We start from the raw sequence: 17,679 nt of genomic DNA, 5'->3' as shown, positions 1-17,679 counted from the left end.
ATGAGCAACGACAGCGTGCAGCCCGGCGGCGTCGCCCTGCGCGACCCGTTCTACGGGGCACCCTTCGCCGAGGCCGTGCGACGGTTCTGGCGGAAGTACACCGTGTTCACCGGCCGTGCGTCACGCGCCGAGTACTGGTGGTGGTGGCTGACGACGTCCGTGGTCGGACTCGTGCTGCTGCTCGTGCCGCAGCTGTTCACTCCGGGGAGCCCTGTGCTCGAGAACCCGCTCGGCTCCTACCTGTTCGTGCTCTGGGGACTCGTGACGCTGATCGGGTCACTCGCCCTCGGTGCCCGACGCCTGCACGACGCGGACCGCTCCGGGTTCTGGCAGTTCCTGCACGCGCTGCCGGTGCTCGGCGGGATCGTGCTGCTCGTGATGTTCCTGCTGCCGCCGAACCCGAAGGGCGTGCGGTTCGACGCGTGAGGCGACCTGCGCGGGTCGCTCAGAACGGATCGTCCGTGTCCGTGGTGGGTGACCAGCGGGCACGACGCATGTCGATCCTCCAGACCGACGAGCCAGACCTGCTCGACGACCGCTCTGCGAGCGGTGTGCCCTCGGCGCGGTAGTGCTCGAGCGCCCGGGCCTCGTGCCGGACCGGCGGCAGCCCGCCGGCGCGCACCACACGCCACCACGGCAGGTCGGCGCCCTCGTGCGCCATCACCTTGCCGACCGCGCGCGACGCCCGTGACCCGAGTGCGGCCGCGACGTCGCCGTACGTCATGACGTGACCGGCCGGGATGCACCGCACCACCTCGGCGACGGCCGCGCCGAAGTCCGGCTCCGACAGGGTCGCGCCGTCGTCGGGCTCCTCCACCCGGCCGGCTACAGCGCGAGGGCGGCGAAGTGGTCGCCGTACTGCGTCTCGCGCAGGGTCTCGAAGCCCAACGCGCGGAAGAACGCCTCGGGTCCGCCGTTGCCGCCGGGCTCGTAGACCACGGTCAGGCGCTCGAAGCCGCGGCTCCGCGCCTCGTCCGCCAGACCGTGCACCGCGAAGCGACCGACGCCGCGGCCCTGCGCGTCAGCGGCGACGTTGACGCGCCAGATCGCGCTGCGCAGTTCCTCCTCGGCGTTGTCCTGGTCGAAGGTGCCGATGATCATCCCGACCACCCGGTCACCGTCGAGCACCACGCGGGTCCACGCCGAGCTCGGCTTGACGTCCGACTCGGCGACGCCGTACGTCGTCGGCTGCACGAACTGCTCCTGCCCGGGCTTGAGCGTCAGCGAGTTGGCCGCGGCGGCGGTCGACGCGGAGAGGGCTTCGAGGCGGAGGTCCGTCATGCCGCTCAGGGTAGCGGTGCACCCCGTCCGGGTGCCAGGACGGCCCGCGAAGCGTTGCCGCACCGTTGTGGACCGCGTGGTGTGGACACCCGTGCCGCCGTCCGGGGCCTGTGCGCGACGGTAGGGTCACGGCATGGCGGAGCATCGGCGAGGGGCGAACCTGCCGTCGATCGGCGGCTTCAACCGCACGGTCGTGCTCGACGCCGTCCGCCGCTCGCCCGACGGGCTGAGCCGCGTGGAGCTCGCCGCGCGCACCGGCCTCAGCGCACAGACCGTGTCGAACGTCACCCGCTTCCTCATCGAGGCCGGCATGATCGCGGAGTCCGGCACCGTGGTCGCCGGTCGCGGGAAGCCCCGGACGATCCTGCGCCTCGAGGCCACGAGCCGGTACGCGGTCGGGGTGCACGTCGATCCCGCGGTCGTGACCTACGTGCTCCTCGACCTCGCCGGGAGCGTCGTCGCCGAGACCACCACGTCGACGCCGTCCGCGGACGACCCCGCCGAGGTCGTCCGGACCATCGCGACCGCCGTCGACGGCCTCGTCGCGGAGGCCGGGGTCGCCGGGGAGCACGTGCTCGGTGTCGGCATCGCGAGCCCCGGGCCGATCGACGTCGACGCCGGGGTGGTGCTCGACCCGCCGTTCCTGCCGCGGTGGCGGGACGTCCCGCTGCGCGACGCACTCGCCGAGGCGACGGGGTACCCGGTGCTGCTCGAGAAGGACGTCACCGCCGCGGTCGTCGGCGAGATGTTCCTGGCGGGGGAGTCCTCGGCGCGGAACTTCGCCTTCGTGTACTTCGGCACCGGCTTCGGCGTCGGGCTCGTCGTCGACCACGAACCCGTGCGCGGCGTCGGCTCGAACGCGGGCGACGCCGGGCACATCATGGTCGACCAGGGGGCGCTCGCCGGCACACCGGACGGCTCCGGCCCGCGGGGCGAGGTCGGCGCCGCCGTCGCTCCGGCACGGCTGGTCGAGGTGGCGCGGGCCCGCGGGCTCCGTCTGACCGGCGGCGCACCGACGGACGACGTCACCGCCGTGCAGCAGGCCTGGGACGCCCTCGGCGACGCGATCGCGTCCGGTGACGAGGTCGCGTCGGGGCTCGCCGCCGACGCCGGTACCGCGATGGGTCGGGCCGTGGTGGTCATCGTCAACCTGCTCGACATCGACCGCGTGGTCTTCGGCGGGCCCTTCTGGTCGCGGATCGCACCCGTCGCGCTGCCCGCCGCGCGCCAGGCGATCACGGGCTCGCCGCTGCTCGTGCCCAAGCACCCCGTCGCGGTCGTGGACAGCGGACGGGGTGCGGACGTCGCGGCGGTCGGCGCCGCCTGCCTGGTGCTCGACGCGGCGCTGTCACCGCGCGCGAGCGCGTTGCTCATCCGGCGCTGAGCACCGACGTCGGTCCACCCCGCGCCGCCCGTCCGGCAGCACCATCGGTCAGACGGCGCCGAGGACCTTCCGCCACACCGCCGTCAGGGTGTCGTACTCGTCGTCCGCCAGCAGGTCGCGCACACCGGTCGCCAGCACCGCCGACCGGACGGCCTCCTCGGCCCCGGCGCGGTCGCGGAGGTGTGCCTCGGAGTGCTTCACCGCGCGCCCGGCCTCCTGCGCGGCCTCGATCTCGTCGACGCGGCCGGCCGTGCCCGCGGCGTCGAGTGCGTGCTGCCACGCGGCCAGCAGGTCGGCGTTCGTCACCATCCGGCCGTCCGCGCCGCCCTGGACCGCGAGCGACGCGCTCGACACCGGCACGACGATCTGCTCGTCGGCCTTCCATGCCTTGTCGAGGGCCTCTGCCTCGTCGGCGGTGATCCGCCCGGCACGCTCGATCATCGACTGCAGTGCGGTGTTGCTGGTGTCGTCCGTCACGGTTCCCTCTCCGACCGAACGCGCTCGCGTGGTCGGTCCCATCCTGTCGGCGTCCCCTGGGAGGAGTCGCGAGTGGGGCCGTGGACCGGCACCGACGGCGGACGGGAGGCGCGGTGCCGGCCCGCACCGCGCCTCCCGTCCGTCACCTGCTCACGACACCCGTCGTTCACCCGCCCGCCACCGGCCGGACGCCGGGATGCTGAACAGTCGTGCAGGTCCCACTGACCTCCCCGAGAAGGACCCTGCATGCGCACCCCTGCCCTGCGGCTCGGTGCCGGCCTCGCGACGGGCATCGCCCTCGCCGCCGGCGTGCTGACCGCCACCCCAGCCGTCGCCGCGGTCGGTGACGACGACCCGACCGTCGGCGCCCGCGTCACCACCGGCCCCGCCGCCGGCCTCGCGATCAACGAGGTGGAGTCGAACGCCGACGACACCGACTGGGTCGAGCTGGTCAACACCTCGTCCGCCGCGATCGACCTGAGCGGGTGGCGCTTCCTCGACTCGGACTCGTCGCACACCGCGTGGACGCTGCCGCAGGGGTCGACGATCGCCGCCGGCGGGTACCTCGTCGTCGACCAGGAGACCACCACCCGCCCGGGCTTCGACTTCGGGCTCGGCGGTGCCGACGCCGTGCGGTTCTACGACGCATCGGGCGCGCTGGCGCTGCGGTACGCGTGGACCACGCACGCGGCCGTCACCTGGGGCAGCTGCCCGGACGGCTCCGGCACGCTCGTCGACACCACCGCGTCGACCAAGGGGAAGCCGAACGACTGCTCCTCGCCGGTCCGCATCAACGAGGTCGAGTCGCAGGACGGCACCCCCGGCGACTGGGTCGAGCTGACGAACGTCGGGACGACGGCGGTCGACCTCGGCGGGTACGTGCTGCGGGACAGCGAGGACGACCACGCGTGGACGATCCCCGCAGGCACCACCGTCGCGTCGGGCGGGTTCACCGTGCTGGACGAGGCGCAGGCGGGCGCGGGTTCCGGTTCCGGCTCCGGCTCCGGGTTCGGCTTCGGGCTCGGGAAGGCCGACAGCGTGCGGCTGTACGACGCCCGCGGGACCCTGGTTGACCAGTACTCGTGGACGGCGCACGCCGCGACCACCTACGGCCGGAACCCCGACGGCACCGGCGACTTCGCCGAGACGGCCGAGCCGACCAAGGGCGCAATCAACCGGTTCGCCGGTGTGGTCACGGCCGAGGCATGGCCGGGTGGACCGGACGAGACCGTCCTGGACGCCGAGGACACCTTCACCGGTGACATGAGCGGCCTCGACTGGACGACCTCCGCCTCGTCGGCGGACGGGCAGCTCTGGGCCGTGCAGAACGGCGACGGCCTGCTCTACCACCTGGCGTCGGACGGGCGGGGCGGGTGGGCCCCGACGAACGCGGCGGGCGTCGACCTGCGCTACGCGGACGGCACCGGGACGCCCGACGCCGAGGGCGTCACCGTCACGGCGGACGACCCCGGCGCGGTGTACGTGTCGACCGAGCGCGACAACGACGTGTCGAAGGTCAGCCGCCCATCGGTGCTGCGCTTCGCCACGACGGACGGTTCCGAGTCGGTGCTCCGTGCGACGGACGAGTGGAACCTCGCCGCGGACTTCCCGGGCCTGGGTGCGAACGCCGGGCTCGAGGGGGTGACCTGGGTGCCGGACGCGTGGCTGACGTCGCACCAGTTCGTCGACCAGCACACCGGGTCGGCCTACGCGCCCGCCTCGTACCCGGGTCACGGCGACGGACTCTTCCTCGTCGGGGTCGAGGGCACCGCGAGCGTGTACGCTTACGCGCTCATGGACGACGGCTCCTCCCAGCGCGTCGCCACGATCGCGACGCCGTTCTCGCTCGTCGCCGAGGTGCAGTTCGACCCGACGCTCGACGCGCTCTGGGTCGTCTGCGACGAGGCCTGCTCCGGGCGCACTGCGCTGTTCGACCTGCAGGACGGGGCGTTCACGCTCGCCACCCTGTACGAGGCTCCGGCGAACGCCGACCGGGCGCTCGCCAACGAGGGCTTCGCGATCTCGGGGCGCTGCGTGGACGGTGCCCGGGCGACCTTCTATGCCGACGACAACGACACGAACGGGTCCTCGCTGCGCACCGGGACGTACCCGTGTGACGCGACGACGGAGCCGGGCGACGGCGACGGTGGGACGCCTGGACCGGGCGACGGCGACGGTGGGACGCCTGCGCCGGGCGACGGCGACGGTGGGACGCCTGGACCGGGCGACGGCGACGGTGGGACGCCTGCACCGGGCGACGGTGACGGCGGGAGCACCCCGACCCCGACTCCGACCCCGGGCACGGGCGGCGGGGCGGGCGGCAGCACGCCCGCCCCGACCGCTCCCGCTCCGACCACCCCGACCACTCCAGCGACGCCGGTCGCGCCGGACGCCTCGGCGCTCACCGACGGGGACCGCGGCTCGGTGTCCGCACCGTCCGGGATCCGCGCGAGCTCGTCGGTGACGATCACCGTCGGGACGCAGCACGCCGGGCAGCGCGTGGCGGTCTGGCTGTTCTCCGAGCCGCGGCTGCTCGGTACGCCGGTCGTCGCCGTCGACGGCACCGTGACGGTCGTCGTCCCCGCAGACGTGCCGGCCGGGCAGCACCGCATCGTGGTCGCCGCGTTCGACGGCACGGTGCTCGGCTGGACCGGGGTGAGGATCGACCCCGCGACGGGGGCGCTCGCGTTCACCGGTGCCGAGCTGGGTGGCGGGATCGCGGCGGCGCTCCTGCTGCTGGCGGCCGGCGCCGGTGTCCTCGTGGCACGTCGCCGCAGGACGGTCGGCTCGCCGGCCTGACCCGCGGTTCCTGCGCGCCGACGCCCCGTCGTCCACGGGACGGCGGGGCGTCCGCGTCGCGGGGCGGTGCCCCGCGGGTGTCCGCGTCGCGGGGCGGTGCACCGCGGGTGTCGGCGTCGCGGGGCCTCGTGTCGCGCGCGGCGTCGGCGTCACGGGCCGTCGGCCTCGCCGCGGTAGCGTCGGGGGATGCACTCCGAGGTCCTCCGCTACACCGCCTTCGCCGCCGAGCCCGGGGGTGGCAACCCCGCGGGCATCGTGCTCGACGCCGAGGACATGACCGACGACGAGATGCTCGCGGTCGCGCAGCAGGTGGCGTACCCGGAGACCGCGTTCGTGGTCGCACGGACCGAGGACGGTGCACGTCTGCGCTACTTCTCGCCGGCCGCCGAGGTCCCCTTCTGCGGCCACGCCACCGTCGCCACCGCCGTCGTGCTCGCCGAACGCGAGGGCACGGGCGCCCGGGTCTTCACCACAGCAGCCGGGGACGTCGCCGTCGACGCCACGACCGCACCCGACGGCAGCGTGCAGGTCGCGATGACGAGCGTCGAACCCGCCACCCGTCCGATCGACCCCGAGCGGTGGGAGCGGCTCGCCGTACTGCTCGGGCTCGTCGACGGAGACGTCGCCGAGGGCTTCCCCGTGCTCGAGTCCTTCGCGGGCAACTGGCACCCCGTGGTCGTGCTCGCCGATCCCGAGCTGTTCCACCAGTTCCGGTTCGACCCCGCCGCGCTCGCCGCACTGAAGCGCGAGTCCGGGTGGGAGGGCACCGTCACGGTCCTGCACCGAACGGGTCCGCTCGAGTTCGAGGCGCGCAACCTGTTCCCGGCCGGCCGCATCACCGAGGACCCAGCGACCGGCTCCGCCGCGGCCTCGACCGGCGCGTACCTGCGCGCTGTCGGTGCGGTGTCGCCCGGGAGCCGCGTCGTGATCCGGCAGGGTCGACACGTCGGGCGTCCGAGCGTGCTGCTCGTCGACGTGCCCGCGTCCGGCGGCATCACGGTGACCGGCGGCGCCACCCCCATCGCCTGACCCGGCCGCGGAGCGCCCGCGCGCGCGATGCCTGGCGCCCGTTCCTTCCCATGACGCCTGCGATGCCTGGTGCTTTCGGGCGTACCGGGTCGTTCCGGCAGACCAGGTACGCCCGTTCCGACCCGGTACGCCCGATCTCGTCCGGCGCGCGGCGTTGCTCCCTCGTGCCGTGTCGCCGAGCACCCGTTCCTTCTCAGAACGCCCGCTATCCCTGGCGCTTCCGGGCGTACCGGGTCGTTCCGTCAGACCAGGTACGCCCGATCCGACCCCCTATGCCCGTTCCGACCCGGCGCGCGCGACAGTACCGAGCCCGCGCGGGCACCGTTCCGACCCGGCGCGCGCGACAGCACCGAGCCCGCGCGCCCCGCAGCGCGACCGTTGCCGAGCCGTGACGAAAAGTGCTTGACACGAATAAGTCCATCCGTTGTACTAATCCTGCGCGCGGGTGACGGAGCCCGCGGACATCCCGTGCAAAGGAGCACCGATGAAACGCCGCACCCGAATCATCGCCGGCCTCGCAGCCGTGGCAGTCGCCGCGGTCGGGCTGGCGGGTTGTTCCAGCTCGTCCTCTGCCTCGAGCGACACCATCAAGATCGCGTACCAGAAGTTCGGCGCCTTCCAGCAGCTCGACGCCCAGATGAAGGAGGTCAAGACCGAGTACGAGAAGGCGAACCCGGGCAAGACCGTCACCCTCGTCCCGATCCAGGCGCAGGGCAACGACTACTACACGAAGCTCGCGCTCATGAACAAGGCGCCCGCGACGGCCCCGGACGTCATGTACGAGGACACCTTCCTCATCAAGTCCGACGCCGAGGCCGGCTACCTGCTGCCGCTCGACCAGTACGTCGACAAGTGGGACGAGTGGGACCAGTTCTACGACAACGCGAAGCAGGCCGGCCAGGGCGACGACGGCAAGATCTACGGCGTCTCGATGGGCACCGACACGCGCGCGCTCTGGTACAACAAGGACCTCTTCGAGAAGGCCGGTCTCCCGGTCCCGTGGAAGCCGAAGACCTGGGACGACGTGCTCGCCGCGGCCAAGACGCTCAAGGAGAAGGACCCGAACGTCATCCCGTTCAACATCTACTCCGGCAAGGCGCAGGGTGAGGCCTCGACCATGCAGGGCTTCGAGATGCTCCTGTACGGCGCGGACGGCGACGGCAACACCCTCTACAAGGACAAGAAGTGGGTCGTCGGCTCGAAGCAGTTCGAGGACTCCCTGAAGTTCATCAAGGAGGTCTACCAGGGCGGCCTCGGCCCGACCCCGCAGCAGGCGCTCGACACGAACGTCGGCACGACGATCGCGCAGACCTGGCTCCCCGAGGGCAAGCTCGCCATCGACCTCGACGGCTCGTGGCAGTCCGGTACGTGGCTCGAGTCCGGCACCGCTCCGTGGAAGGAGTGGAACGACGTGATGGGCCAGGCGGCCTTCCCGACCCAGAACGGCCAGGCACCGGGCTACAACTCGATGTCCGGCGGGTGGACGCTCGCGGTCGGCTCCAAGTCGAAGAACCCGCAGGCCGCGTTCGACTTCATCACGACGTTCCTGAGCAAGGACGGCTCGCTGAAGTACGACACCGAGAACAGCCAGATCGCGGTCCGCAAGGACGTCGCCGAGGACCCGGCGTACACCGGCGCCAACCCGACGTTCGAGTTCTTCTCCGGCCTGGTGCAGCACACCAACTTCCGCCCCGCCACGAGTGACTACTCGCAGGTCTCGAACGCCATCCAGGTCGCGATGGAGTCGGTCATGACCGGGCAGCAGACACCCGCCGAGGCCGCGAAGGTCTACGACCAGTCCGTCGAACAGGTCGTCGGCAAGGACAACACCGTCGACGCCGGGTAGCGGCGCGACCACCTGACGGTCTGGAGGCGCGGCTCACGTCGTGCACCGCGCCTCCAGTCCGTCCCATCCCACCTTCGGAACCCTCTCCGCACCCGGAAGGCAACCACCCGTGTCCAGCACCCCCCTCGCGCCGACGCTGTCGGCGCCCGGTGCGCCGAAGCGCACCGATCCTCCCGTGCCGCGCAAGCGGCGACCGCTGCGGAACGCGACGCGTGTCGTCCCGCTCCTGCCCGCGGTGGTCCTCCTCGTCGTCTTCCTGCTCGGCCCCGTCATCTCGTCGTTCTACGGGTCGTTCACCAACTCGGCACTGACCGGTGCGAGCGCGGCGAACCAGCAGTTCGTCGGCTTCGCGAACTACGTCGAGCTCTTCCAGGACCCGGACTTCCCGAAGTCCGTGGTGCTCACGATCGTGTTCCTGCTCGCGTCCGCCGTCGTCGGGCAGAACGTGCTCGGTCTCGGGCTCGCGTTCCTCATGCGCAGCGCCAACAAGGTCGTCCGCGCCGTCGTCGGCACCTTCGTCGTCGCGGCCTGGGTCCTGCCGGAGATCGTCGCCTCGTTCGCCGCCTACGCGTTCTTCAACGACACCGGCACCCTCAACACGTTCCTAACGTCCATCGGCATCACCGGGGCGAACTGGCTCTACACGTACCCGATGCTCGCGGTGATCCTGGCGAACATCTGGCGCGGCACGGCGTTCTCGATGCTCGTGTACTCGGCCGCAGTGTCCGAGGTGCCCGAGGAGATCACCGAGTCCGCCGAGGTCGACGGCGCCACCGGGTGGCAGCGCCTGATCTACATCACGCTGCCGGTCATCCGCCGGTCGATCTCGACGAACCTCATGCTCACGACGCTGCAGACGCTGTCGGTCTTCACCCTCATCTTCGTGATGACGGGCGGCGGCCCCGGCACGAACTCGTCGACCCTGCCGATCCTGGCGTACCAGGAGGCGTTCAAGTTCTCGCAGCTCGGCTTCGGGACCGCGATCGCGACGATCCTGCTGGTCGTCGGCGCGGTGTTCTCGATCATCTACATCCGGGCGCTCAAGCCGGAGGTGGACTGACCATGGCGCTCACCGCTGACCGTCCCGTGTCGAACGCGACCCGCTCCGTGACCGCCCCGGGTGCCCTGCACATGACCTCGCCGCGCGGCCGCACCATGCGCTGGGTGTCGAACGTCGTGCTGCTCGTCATCGCCGTGTGCTTCGCGGTGCCGCTGCTCTGGCTCGTGCTCGCCTCGGTGGACACGCAGGCGTCGCTGTCCGTGAAGATCCCGACGCAGTTCACGCTCGACAACTTCACGCAGGTGCTCACCCCGGAGCTGTCGTTCATCCCGCTCGCGAACAGCCTGCTGCTCTCCGGCGGCACCGCGGTCGTCACCGTGGTGTTCGCCCTGCTCGCCGCCTACCCGCTGTCCCGGTACAAGATGCGCGTGAACAAGCCGTTCCTGTACAGCATCCTGTTCGGTACCGGCCTGCCCATCACCGCGATGATGGTGCCGGTCTACGCGCTGTTCGTGTCGCTGAACCTCATCGACAACGTGTGGGGCTGCATCTTCTTCCTCGCCGCCACGTCGCTGCCGATGGCGATCTGGATGGCGAAGAACTTCATGGACTCGGTGCCGATCTCGCTCGAGGAGGCGGCCTGGACCGACGGCGCGTCGATGTTCACCACGCTGACGCGCATCGTCGTGCCGCTCATGCGCCCGGGGATCGCCGTGGTGTTCATCTTCGTGTTCATCCAGGCGTGGGGGAACTTCTTCGTCCCCTTCGTCCTGCTGCTCTCGCCCGACAAGGTGCCCGCCGCGGTGAGCATCTTCAACTTCTTCGGGCAGAACGGGGCCGTCGCCTACGGGCAGCTCGCCGCGTTCTCGATCGTGTACTCCGTGCCGGTCATCGCCCTGTACGTGCTCGTGTCCCGCGGTCTCGGTGGGGGCAACGCCCTCGCCGGCGGTATCAAGGGCTGACGCGCCCCGCACGCTCCGGGCCCCGCGCCCGACCGTCCCTGCTGGAAAGGAACCACTCCATGCACCACGACGAACCCCTCGTCGAAGCCCGGATCGCCCGTCTCGTCCGGGACCGCATCGACCCCGCCGTGCACCGTCGCTCGGTCCCGGTCACCGTCGACGCCTGGCAGGTGCCGGACGAACCGGTGCCGTTCGCCGACGCCGTCGCCGCCGAGTACACGCCGTTCACCGTGGGCGACGCATGGGGCGGGCGGCCCTGGGGGACCACCTGGTTCCGCGTGCGCGGCACCGTGCCGGAGGACTTCGGCGTCGCCCCGGGCACCACCGTCGAGCTCCGAGTCGACCTCGGGTTCTCGAAGCGGCAGCCCGGGTTCCAGGCCGAGGGACTCGCCTGGCGCACCGACGGCTCGACGATCAAGGGCATCGAGCCGCGGAACGACACCGTGCCTGTCGAGGTCGGCCCCGGCGGCTCGTTCGAGCTGTACGTCGAGGCCGCGGCCAACCCGGACATCGGCGGCGACGACTTCCAGGGCGCGACCCCGCTCGGGTCGAGGACGACCGCCGGGACCGAGCCGATCTACCGCCTGCGCGCGCTCGAGCTCGTCGAGCGGGACGACACCGTGTGGGAGCTCCAGCAGGACGTCTGGGTGCTCCGCGGACTCATGGCCGAGCTGCCCACCGACGGCACCCGCGGCGCCGACCTGCTCCGCGTGCTCGAACGGGCCGCAGACGCCCTCGACCCCGACGACGTCGCCGGGACCGCCGCCGATGCCCGGGCCGTGCTCGCCCCGGCGCTCGCCGTCCCCGCCAGCGCGGCCGCGCACCGCGCCGTCGCGGTCGGTCACGCCCACATCGACTCCGCCTGGCTCTGGCCGGTCCGCGAGACGATCCGGAAGTGCGCCCGCACGTTCTCGAACGTGCTCGACCTGATGGACCAGGACCCCGACTTCACGTTCGCGTGCTCGTCGGCGCAGCAGTACGCGTGGATCCGGGACGGCTACCCGTCGATCTGGGCCCGGATCAAGCAGCGCGTCGCCGAGGGCCGGTGGATCCCGGTGGGCGGCATGTGGGTCGAGTCGGACACGAACCTGCCCGGGGGCGAGGCGCTCGCTCGGCAGTTCGTCGCCGGCAAGCGGCTCTTCCTCGAGGAGTTCGGCATCGACACCCCCGAGGCCTGGCTGCCCGACTCGTTCGGGTACACCGGGGCACTGCCGCAGATCGTCCGCGCCGCCGGGTCGAAGTGGTTCGTCACGCAGAAGCCCTCGTGGAACGAGACGAACGTCATCCCGCACACGTCCTTCCACTGGGAGGGCATCGACGGCTCCCGCGTCCTGACGCACCTGCCCCCGGCCGACACGTACAACTCGGACGTCTCCGCGGCCGACCTGCACCGCGGCGAGCGGGGCAACAAGGAGCGCGGCGTCGCGAACACCTCGATGCTCCTGTACGGCTTCGGCGACGGCGGCGGTGGACCCACCCGAGAGATGGTCGCCGCCGCCCGACGCCAGCACGACCTCGACGGCTCACCCCGGGTCGACCTCGGCACCCCGGCCGACGTCTTCGAGGAGCTCGAACGCGTCCTGCCGGAACCCGCGGTCTGGTCGGGGGAGATGTACCTCGAGTTCCACCGCGGCACGTACACGTCGCAGATCCGCACGAAGCAGGGCAACCGGCGCTCCGAGCACCTGCTCCGCGAGGCCGAGCTCTGGGCGGCGACCGCTGCCGTGCGACTCGGCACCGAGTACCCGTACGACGAACTCGAGTCCGTCTGGCACACCGTGCTCCTGCAGCAGTTCCACGACATCCTGCCGGGGTCGTCGATCGCCTGGGTCTACGAGAACGCCGAGGCCGAGTACGCCCGCGTCGCCCAGGTGCTCGAGGGCCTGATCGGTGCCTCGACGACCGCGCTCGCGAGCGGTGGGGCGCCGGCGCTCGCCGGCGTCGGGGCGTCCGCGACCGCCTTCGCCGGGGACGGCGGAGCCGCGCTCGACGCGCCCCGGGACCCGGGTTCGGTCGGGACCGGCGGCAGCGCCGAGGTCGGGACCGTCGTGCGCTTCAACGCCTCGCCCGTGACGGCGGGCGGGGTGACCGCCCTGGGTGGTTCCGCGGTGTCGGCGGCGGAGGCGGTGCCTCCCGTCCGGAGCGGTGACCGCTTCGTCTTCGACACCGGGGTCGTGACCGCGACCGTCGACGCCGAGGGCCACGTCGTGTCGTTCGTCGACCACGCGACCGGACGCGACGCGATCGCACCCGGTGCTGCTGCGGCGCAGTACACGGTGTTCCGGGACACCCCGAACCAGTGGGAGGCGTGGGACATCGACCGCGCGTACCAGCGGAGCGGCACCGTGTTGTCCGCGGCGTCGGTCGACGTGGACGGCGATGCCCTCGTCGTGACGCGGCCGTTCGGCTCGTCGTCGGTGACCACCCGGTACACGGCCGTCGCGGGACAGCCCGAGCTGCACGTCGAGACCGAGGTCGAGTGGCACGAGAAGCAGAAGCTCCTTAAGCTCGCGTTCCCGCTCGACGTCCGGGCGTCCGTCGCGTCGAGCGAGATCCAGTTCGGGCACATCGACCGGCCCACGCACCAGAACACCTCGTGGGACATGGCCCGCTTCGAGACCTCCGCGCACCGCTGGGTGCACGTCGCGGAGCCCGGGTTCGGCGTCGCGGTCGCGAACGACTCGACCTACGGACACGACATCACCCGGTCGACCCGGCACGATGGCGGGACGACGACCCTGGTACGGGAGTCGCTGCTGCGCGCGCCGACGTTCCCGGACCCGCACGCCGACCAGGGGCACCACGTGTTCCGCACGGTCCTGCGGACGGGAGCCTCGGTGCTCGACGCGGCGGACTCCGGGTACCGGCTCAACCTGCCGGTGCGGTCGGTGCCGGGCTCAGCCACGGTCGAACCGCTCGTCACCGTGTCCTCGCCCCAGGTGCTCGTCGAGGCCGTGAAGCTCGCCGAGGACCGCTCCGGGGACGTCGTCGTGCGGCTGTACGAGGCGTCGGGCGGTCGGGCGACGGACGTCGGGGTGTCGTTCGGGTTCGACGTGGACGCGGTCGAGGCGGTCGACCTGCTCGAGCGGCCGCTCGGGTCGGGCTCGGGTTCGTGGCTCGCGGGCGAGCCTGTCGTGCTCACGCTGCGCCCGTTCGAGATCGTCACGCTGCGGGTGCGGCGGGCCTGAGGCTGCGTCGGCCCCGAGGCAGCGGGGCCGGCGGTGGTGCTGCGGCGCCGGGGGAGCACGGGTGCGTTCCCCCGGCGCCGCGTCGCGTGCGGGGTGGGGCGGTGCGGTGCGGTGCTGCTGCGGCGCTGCGGCGTGCCCGGCAGAATCGGGCGTACCTGGTCGATTCGGGCATGCCTGGTCTTTTCTTCCGACCAGGTACGCCCGGAAACACTTGGCATCGCACTCGCTCTGGGAAAGACCGAGCGTCCTGCACAGGGCACCCGGCCTGGAGGCTCGTCCACAGTCGCCGCCATCGGCCTCCGTCGACGCGTGGAGACCGGGCACGATCGGCGGCATGGAACAACCACTCCCCATCCTCCGTGCGGGCCCGGCTCGCGAGGTCTCGTGCGACCCGACGACCTTGCGCCGCCGAGCGCGATCGAGCGGTGCTGACCGGCTGGTCCGGGTCGGCCCGAACGCCTTCGTCGAGGGGGCCCGCTGGGACTCGGCGGGTCCGAGGCAGCGCTACGTGACGCGTGTGTACGCCCGACTCGGACGGATCGGCACCGCGGCGGTGGCGTCGCACGCGTCAGCGGCAGCGGTGCTCGGGCTCCCGGCGCTCGGTGGGTGGGAGGTCCCGGTGCACGCGACCGTGCCCGAGACGATGTACCGCGGACGGACGCGCGACCTCGTCCTGCACACGCGCTCCGTTCGTGCCGACGAACGACTGACGGCTCAGGGGATCCGGGTGACGACCGTGGCGCGCACCGTCGTCGACATCGCGATGCGGGACGACCTGCGCACCGCGGTGGTGGTGGCGGACGGGGCGCTCCGAGCCGGCGTCGGAGCAGCGCAGCTCGCTGCGGCGGTCGATCCCCGAGCACGCGGGCGCTGCCGAGCGGAGCACGTGCTCGGCCTCGCGGACGGCCGCGCCGGATCGACCGCAGAGTCCCTCGCTCGCGTCGTGTTCCTCGAACTCGGGCTGCCGGAACCGGTCCTGCAGCAGGAGTTCGTGGTCGGTGGGCGCCGGTTCGCGGTCGACTTCTGGTTCCCGGAGCAGGGCGTCGTCGTCGAGATCGACGGGCGAGCGAAGTACACCCAGGAGCGGTACCTCGCAGGTCGGAGCCCCACCGAGGTGTTCCTCGACGAGAAGCGGCGGCACGAGCAGCTGTTGACCGTGCCCGGCGTGCGGACGATCATCCGGCTCGAGTGGCGCGACCTGTTCGATCCCGAGGCGCTGGTCCGACGCTTCCGGGCAGCGGGACTGCCCTGCCCGGTCCGACCCGTGAGGAGCGCACGACCAGGGGCAGCCTGATCCGGCGGGCGCTGGTGTGGCGGTCCCTGACCGGGAGGTGGCCCAGGGAATCGCGGTTAGCCTCGCGCCCATGGCTGTCACCGAGATCTGGCTCGTCCGCCACGGGGAGTCGACCGCGAACGTCGCCGCCGCCCGAGCCGAGGCCGCTGGAGCCGACGTCATCGAGGTCGACCACCGCGACGCCGACGTCCCGCTGAGCCCGCTGGGCGAGGAGCAGTCCCGAGCGCTCGGGCAGGAGCTCGCCGATCGCGGCGTCGACGACGTCCCGGTGGCGCTGTGGGTCTCGCCGTACCGCCGGGCGCAGCAGACGATCGGCATCGCGCTCGACGCCGGCGGACTGACCGAGCCGCCGAAGCGCGTCGACGAGCGGCTGCGCGACCGTGAGCTCGGCGTCCTCGACCTGCTCACCCGTCACGGTGTGCGGAACCGGTACCCGGACGAGGAACGCCGACGACAGTGGCTCGGCAAGTACTACCACCGCCCTGCCGGCGGGGAGTCCTGGGCGGACGTGATGCTCCGCCTCCGCACCGTGCTGACGGACGTCGACCGGCTCGAGGGCACCGAACGGCTGCTCGTCGCCGCGCACGACGCGGTCGTGATGCTCACCGTGGCCGTCTGCCTCGACCTCGACGAGCACGCGCTGATGGCCTTCGCCGAGGACCACACGGTCGCGAACGCCTCGCTGACACGACTGCACCGCGACGGAGCGGGCTCCCCGTGGACCCTCGAGGAGTTCTCCGCCGTGGGGCACCTCGACGACGACGAGGTCACCGAGCACAGCGGCCGGAAGGACGACGCCCGTGTCGACTGAGGAACCGGCAGCGCCGCAGCACATCACGCCCAACGTCCTGCGCGAGTGGGCGCTCCCCGACCCCGGCGCCGGCAAGTACGGCCGCGGGCAGGTCCTCGTCGTCGGCGGCGCGGCGCACACCCCCGGTGCCGCGATGCTGTCGGCGCTCGCCGCACTGCGTGTGGGAGCCGGACGACTCTCGCTGGCGGTCGGGTCGAGCGTGGCGAACCACGTCGCGGTCGCCGTTCCCGAGTCGGGCGTCGTCCCGCTCGACGAGGACGAAGCCGGACACGTCGCCGTCGGCGCGATCGACGCCGTCCGTGACTCGGCCGGCGCTGCCGACGCGGTGCTGGTCGGTCCCGGGTTGGACGAGCCGGACGGTGCGCGGGACCTGGTCGCAGGCATTGCGGACGCCGTCGGCCCGGACACCCTCGTCGTGCTCGACGCCTTCGCGCTCGGTGTGGCCGCCGACGTCGAGGACCGGCTCCGACCCCTGCGAGGGCGGCTCGTGCTCACGCCGAACAGCGGTGAGGCAGAACGGCTGCTCGGTCGGGACTGCGGGGACGACGACGTCGCCGACGCCCGGGAGATCGCCGAGCGGTACGGCGCCGTGGTCGCACTGTCCGACGTCATCGCTGCCCCTGACGGTCGTGCCTGGGTGAAGGGCACCGGCTCCGGCGGACTCGGGACGAGCGGCAGCGGAGACGTGCTCTCCGGCGTGGTCGTCGGACTGCTCGCCCGTGGAGCCGAACCAGCACAGGCCGTCGCCTGGGCGTCCTACGTGCACGCTGCCGCGGGGGATCGGCTCGCGGTGCAGGTCGGACCGCTCGGCTACCTGGCCAGCGAGCTCCTCGCCGAGATCCCGCGCGTCCTGGTCGAGCTCGGCGCCTGACCATGTCGCCCGTTCCTTCCCAGAACAGCTGCGATACCTGGTCGAACCGGGCATGCCTGGTCGAACAGAAGGACCAGGTACGCCCGGAACGACCGGGTACGCCCGATTCCACCTGGCCCCAGGAGCGCCAGCCAGCGCCAGCGCCGGGCGAGTCCCACCCCGCCTAACCGCGGAACAGCCACCCCGCCGACCCGCGGAACAGCCACCCCGCCTACCCGCGCAACGCCTCCACGGCCTTGTCGACCCGCCGCTGCCGCGTCTCCGGGGCCTTCGCCGCGAGCACCGGGTCGACGAGCGCCCGCTGCCGTGACGCCGACAGGGTCTCGTAGGCCGCCCGGACCCCGGCCTCGTCGAACGCCGATGCCAGGTCCGTCGGCAGCTCGACCGTCCGCGGCAGGGTGTCGACCTCGAGCGTCACCTCGACGGTGTCCCCGGCGGCGATGCCCGCGGCGGTCCGGTGCTCCGCGGAGAGCGGCACCAGGAACTGCCCGCCCATCACCCCGACCGTGGACCGGTAGGTGTAGCCGCCGTCGATCGTGACGACCACGGCCGGGCGCTTCCCGGAGCCGAGCGCCTCGATGACGTCGTCGGGGACGGGCAGCCCGGTGGCCGTCTTCCTCGCCTGCAGGACCGTCGTCGTGAACCGCACCCGTGCCTCCCGGCCGTCGAGACTCGCCGGGAACCGTCCCCGGCAGCGAAACCGTACAGCCGCACCCGCTGTTCCGCCACCGTTCACC

At 72.4% G+C, this 17,679-nt stretch carries 15 protein-coding genes; 11 read left to right on the top strand and 4 right to left on the bottom strand.

The window, feature by feature from the left end; genetic code table 11:
- Positions 1-426, top strand: coding sequence for a DUF805 domain-containing protein (locus LCG91_RS14630; RefSeq protein WP_224441843.1), 426 nt, complete (start codon positions 1-3; stop codon positions 424-426).
- A gap of 19 nt (positions 427-445) precedes the next feature.
- On the opposite strand, the gene LCG91_RS14625 is transcribed toward LCG91_RS14630, so the two are convergent.
- A complete protein-coding gene (locus LCG91_RS14625; protein WP_058748725.1) occupies positions 446-817 on the bottom strand; it encodes an MGMT family protein in 372 nt (123 codons plus the stop codon).
- A gap of 8 nt (positions 818-825) precedes the next feature.
- Entirely contained in the window at positions 826-1,281 is a 456-nt protein-coding gene (locus tag LCG91_RS14620) for a GNAT family N-acetyltransferase (protein WP_058728836.1), read from the bottom strand.
- A gap of 133 nt (positions 1,282-1,414) precedes the next feature.
- On the opposite strand from LCG91_RS14620, the gene LCG91_RS14615 reads away from it, so the two are divergent.
- The gene (locus tag LCG91_RS14615) at positions 1,415-2,665 is read left to right on the top strand and encodes an ROK family transcriptional regulator (RefSeq protein WP_224441842.1); all 1,251 of its coding nucleotides are present in this window, start codon (positions 1,415-1,417) and stop codon (positions 2,663-2,665) included.
- A 48-nt stretch (positions 2,666-2,713) separates the two neighbouring features.
- On the opposite strand, the gene LCG91_RS14610 is transcribed toward LCG91_RS14615, so the two are convergent.
- Complete coding sequence (locus tag LCG91_RS14610) at positions 2,714-3,142, bottom strand: hypothetical protein (RefSeq protein ID WP_224441841.1); 429 nt, start codon at positions 3,140-3,142, stop codon at positions 2,714-2,716.
- A gap of 246 nt (positions 3,143-3,388) precedes the next feature.
- Between LCG91_RS14610 and LCG91_RS14605 the strand changes: the two genes are divergently transcribed.
- The 9 genes from LCG91_RS14605 (at position 3,389) to LCG91_RS14565 (ending at position 16,942) form a co-directional block, all read left to right on the top strand.
- On the top strand, positions 3,389-5,941 hold the full coding sequence (locus tag LCG91_RS14605; protein ID WP_224441840.1) for a lamin tail domain-containing protein: 2,553 nt from the start codon (positions 3,389-3,391) through the stop codon (positions 5,939-5,941).
- A 186-nt stretch (positions 5,942-6,127) separates the two neighbouring features.
- Positions 6,128-6,970 (top strand): PhzF family phenazine biosynthesis protein, encoded by an 843-nt coding sequence (locus tag LCG91_RS14600; RefSeq protein WP_224441839.1) that lies wholly within the window; start codon positions 6,128-6,130, stop codon positions 6,968-6,970.
- Between the two features lie 484 nt (positions 6,971-7,454).
- Positions 7,455-8,816, top strand: a complete 1,362-nt coding sequence (locus tag LCG91_RS14595) for an extracellular solute-binding protein (RefSeq protein ID WP_058728831.1) — start codon at positions 7,455-7,457, stop codon at positions 8,814-8,816.
- 109 nt (positions 8,817-8,925) lie between these two features.
- A complete protein-coding gene (locus tag LCG91_RS14590; protein WP_411955809.1) occupies positions 8,926-9,876 on the top strand; it encodes a carbohydrate ABC transporter permease in 951 nt (316 codons plus the stop codon).
- A 2-nt stretch (positions 9,877-9,878) separates the two neighbouring features.
- Positions 9,879-10,778, top strand: a complete 900-nt coding sequence (locus LCG91_RS14585; protein WP_224441838.1) for a carbohydrate ABC transporter permease — start codon at positions 9,879-9,881, stop codon at positions 10,776-10,778.
- A 59-nt stretch (positions 10,779-10,837) separates the two neighbouring features.
- A complete protein-coding gene (locus tag LCG91_RS14580; RefSeq protein ID WP_224441837.1) occupies positions 10,838-13,966 on the top strand; it encodes an alpha-mannosidase in 3,129 nt (1,042 codons plus the stop codon).
- A 334-nt stretch (positions 13,967-14,300) separates the two neighbouring features.
- Positions 14,301-15,260, top strand: coding sequence for a hypothetical protein (locus tag LCG91_RS14575; protein ID WP_224441836.1), 960 nt, complete (start codon positions 14,301-14,303; stop codon positions 15,258-15,260).
- 70 nt (positions 15,261-15,330) lie between these two features.
- Positions 15,331-16,071, top strand: coding sequence for a histidine phosphatase family protein (locus tag LCG91_RS14570; RefSeq protein WP_224441835.1), 741 nt, complete (start codon positions 15,331-15,333; stop codon positions 16,069-16,071).
- Positions 16,061-16,942: an NAD(P)H-hydrate dehydratase gene (locus tag LCG91_RS14565; RefSeq protein ID WP_224441834.1), complete on the top strand. Its 882-nt coding sequence runs from the start codon at positions 16,061-16,063 to the stop codon at positions 16,940-16,942. The genes LCG91_RS14570 and LCG91_RS14565 overlap by 11 nt, the downstream gene beginning before the upstream one ends.
- A gap of 211 nt (positions 16,943-17,153) precedes the next feature.
- Here LCG91_RS14565 and LCG91_RS14560 read toward each other — a convergent pair whose 3' ends face one another.
- Positions 17,154-17,591, bottom strand: coding sequence for a YdeI/OmpD-associated family protein (locus LCG91_RS14560; RefSeq protein WP_224441833.1), 438 nt, complete (start codon positions 17,589-17,591; stop codon positions 17,154-17,156).
- Between the last annotated feature and the right edge of the window lie 88 nt (positions 17,592-17,679).

It is taken from the genome of Curtobacterium sp. TXMA1 (assembly GCF_020162095.1).
GTDB lineage: Bacteria > Actinomycetota > Actinomycetes > Actinomycetales > Microbacteriaceae > Curtobacterium.
Note: the sequence above shows the minus strand (reverse complement) of the source record. Positions and strands in the feature narration are given on the sequence as shown.